The organism is Streptococcus sp. HMSC073A12 (assembly GCF_001812815.1).
GTDB lineage: Bacteria > Bacillota > Bacilli > Lactobacillales > Streptococcaceae > Streptococcus > Streptococcus vaginalis.
Window position 1 is genome coordinate 1 of record NZ_KV810561.1, and the last position, 3,270, is coordinate 3,270.

General features: G+C 38.4%; 1 protein-coding gene and 2 pseudogenes. 1 reads left to right on the top strand and 2 read right to left on the bottom strand.

What is annotated here, in order from left to right:
- Positions 1-842: 842 nt before the first annotated feature.
- Positions 843-1,022, top strand: a pseudogene (locus HMPREF2876_RS08475) (plasmid recombination protein); the annotation flags it as partial.
- A 34-nt stretch (positions 1,023-1,056) separates the two neighbouring features.
- Here HMPREF2876_RS08475 and HMPREF2876_RS08480 read toward each other — a convergent pair.
- Both HMPREF2876_RS08480 and HMPREF2876_RS08485 read right to left on the bottom strand, forming a co-directional pair.
- Positions 1,057-2,300: pseudogene (locus HMPREF2876_RS08480) on the bottom strand (ISL3 family transposase).
- A gap of 206 nt (positions 2,301-2,506) precedes the next feature.
- The coding region (locus tag HMPREF2876_RS08485; protein WP_148131437.1) for a Rib/alpha-like domain-containing protein at positions 2,507-3,270 on the bottom strand (764 nt) is incomplete at its 5' end.

The window sequence follows — 3,270 nt, forward strand, 5'->3', positions numbered from 1 at the left end:
AACCACGAGATGATGTAGTTACCGAACAAGTCTATTGAACCGTCTGTTGTAATTGCGTTAAGAATTTCAAAGTTTTCTGAAGAGTTTTTAGAAAATATTTTCGAAATTATATAAACGCTTACATTTTCGCTTTTGTTTTGTTATAATAGACCTAAAACAGAGTTTTAGATTAGAAAGGATGAAACACGGAAAACAATAATATCTAAAATTCTAAGCAAACTAATTTTATTACACAAATACATCTAAAGAAAGGAGTTATGGGATCAAAATGATGCCATTCCTAACAACGGAAGAATTAACTTTTAATCATGAGATATACAATAAAATTAATTGGGTATAACGTATTTTCGTTGTTTATATTCTTTATCTTATCAATGTTGTTTAAAGTTCCCTTTAGGTGGTGGATGAGCATTGCAATGACGACTTCGTCGTACATTGTATATAATTACTTAGAGAAAAAGAGAGAAAAGGAATGATCTTACACCAGATCATTCCTTTTCTGCTTTCTGTAAAATCCCTCGGAGTGTGTTTGGCGCTTTGATACGAAGTGTCAAAGCTGTATAAACGTTACTATTTCTAAAAAAGTAACAGAAAAGTCCTGCTTTGTAGGACTGCTTTGGGTGAGTAATAGACATGTCGACTCACCCTATTTCCTGATGGCGATAAAGCGTCGCAGACCGCACTTTTACGAAGTAAAGTATAGTGCACTATACTTTACATGGAAGTTGTGCCGAAAATGTGCTAAACTACTAGCTAAGATGTTAGGTATTTAGGCAAGCAATAGCCTGGGCGACTTGCCTGTCATTCGTTATTCGAATGACCACCTGGAAAGGAGCTGAAGGATAAGCTATCTCGTTGCGAGAATGCAGAAGATGAAAGCTGGTAATTTGGGAGGAGCTTATAAGCACAATGAACGTGTTTTTGAGACGCACTCAAACAAGGATATCGACACGAGCAGGTCACACCTCAACTATGAGTTGACGGATAGCGATCGCTCTGTGTCGTATGAACGTCAAATTAAGGGCTCTTTGTTAACTGTAGTGGGTTGATGAAAAGTTACAACCTGGAGAGGATCGAATTTGCCCTCTCCTTTTTGATGTTCAAAGCAATAAGGATTCTAGTTTTAAAGTTATCAAAGTTCCGGAATCCAAAAGTATTTCGCTTGATAACTTTGATGATGTTGTTAGTAGCCTCCAGTTTTGCATTAGAATAGGATAATTCCAGAGCGTTCATGCTCTTGTCCTTATCTTTCAAAAAAGTCTTAAAAACAGTTTGAAAAATAGGATTAACACAAGAAATTGTCTCTTCAATAAGGCCAAAGAAATAATCAGCTTGTTTCTCTTGAAAATGAAAGAGTAAGAGCTGATAGAGGTCATAGTGTTCTCGTAGTTCTTGAGAATAAGAAAGTAGTTTTTCAAGAATCTCTTGATTTGTCAAGTGCATGCGAAAAGTAGGGCGATAAAAGCGTTTATTGCTGAGTTTCTGGCTGTCTTGCTGGATCAGTTTCCAGTAGCACTTCAGCGCCCTATATTCATGAGACTTTCGATCTGGTTGCTTCATGATTTGGATGCGAAGACGACACATAGCCCGGCTGAGATGTTGTACAATGTGAAAGCGATCAAGGATGATTTTAGCGTTTGGAAATAGTTTTCTGGCGATGTCGTAATAAGGACTAAACATATCCATTGTAATGACTTTAACGCCGTTTCGGACCTGTCTGGAATAGCGCAGAAAGTGATTGCGAATCGTTGCTTGAGTCCGTCCGTCTAGGATGGTTATGATTTGTCTTGAATCGAAATCCTGTGCAATGAAGCTCATCTTGCCTTTCTTGAAACTGTATTATGAGTTGGAAGGGAAGATAGATCTGTCTTGAACTTGAATTCATGTAGTTTACGAATGACAGTTGAAGTAGATACAGATAAACTTTCAGAGATGGCCGTCATAGGGACTTTCTCGATCAATTTTTGTATGATTTTCTGGTTGACGATAGTTGCGATTTGGTGATTTTTCTTGACTAAGGAAGTCTCAGCTACAACCATTTTCCCGCAATCCTGACAGCAGAAACGGCGTTTTCTCAATCGAATGAGAGTCTTGTATCCCGCACATTCTAAATAGGGAATTTTTGATTCTTTTTGAAAGTCATATTTAGCCATTTTTCCTTGGCAGTGAGGACGTTTAGGTGCAGGACAATCTAGCTTAGCGATGATTGCTTTAAGTGTTCCAGCATCTAGAACATCCAAAATCGTAATGTTAGTGTCTTTTATTCCCAGTAAGTTTGTGATAAAATTTAATTGTTCCATAAGATTCTTTCTAATGATGGTTTGGTCGCTTTTCATTATAGATCTTATGGGACTTTTTTCTACAACAAAATCGGCTCCATAATATCTATAGGGGGTACCCACTACAAATATTATAGAGCCAAAAAAGAAAGGACGAAATTCGTCCTTTCTCGAGCTTAGCTTTTTTCAATCATTTACAGTTGATAGATAGCCAAGACTTTCAGTTTTTAGTCTTCTTTTTTCTTGCGAGAAAGAAGTCCAAATCCGCTAAGGGCTCCAAGAAGTCCAAGTGTTGCTAGGCCTGCATGGGCTTCTGTACCTGTATTAGGCAATTCCTTCGCTTCTGCTTTCTTAGCTGGAGTGCTATCAGATGCTTGTGCTGAATTGTCCGCAACAGTTACCTTAACTGGAACTTCATCTTTAGAACCATCTGGGTATGTTACTACAACTGTTGCGTCTTTGTCGCCTGGTGTTGTAGTGTCTACTGGTGTCTTGTATTCGAACTTAGTTCCTTCTGGAAGGTCTCCAACGTTTCCGATTGATTTCTTAGGATCTGGAGTTTCACCAACATTAACAGTTTGTTCCTTAGGTGTTGGTGTGTTCTTATCTGCATCAGTACGTGGATCTGTAACAGTTACTTTAACTGGAACTTCATCTTTAGAACCATCTGGGTATGTTACTACAACTGTTGCGTCTTTGTCGCCTGGTGTTGTAGTGTCTACTGGTGTCTTGTATTCGAACTTAGTTCCTTCTGGAAGGTCTCCAACGTTTCCGATTGATTTCTTAGGATCTGGAGTTTCACCAACATTAACAGTTTGTTCCTTAGGTGTTGGTGTGTTCTTATCTGCATCAGTACGTGGATCTGTAACAGTTACTTTAACTGGAACTTCATCTTTAGAACCGTCTGGGTAAGTTACTACAACTGTTGCATCTTTGTCACCTGGTGTACTTGTATCAACTGGTGTCTTGAATTCGAACTTAGTTCCTTCTG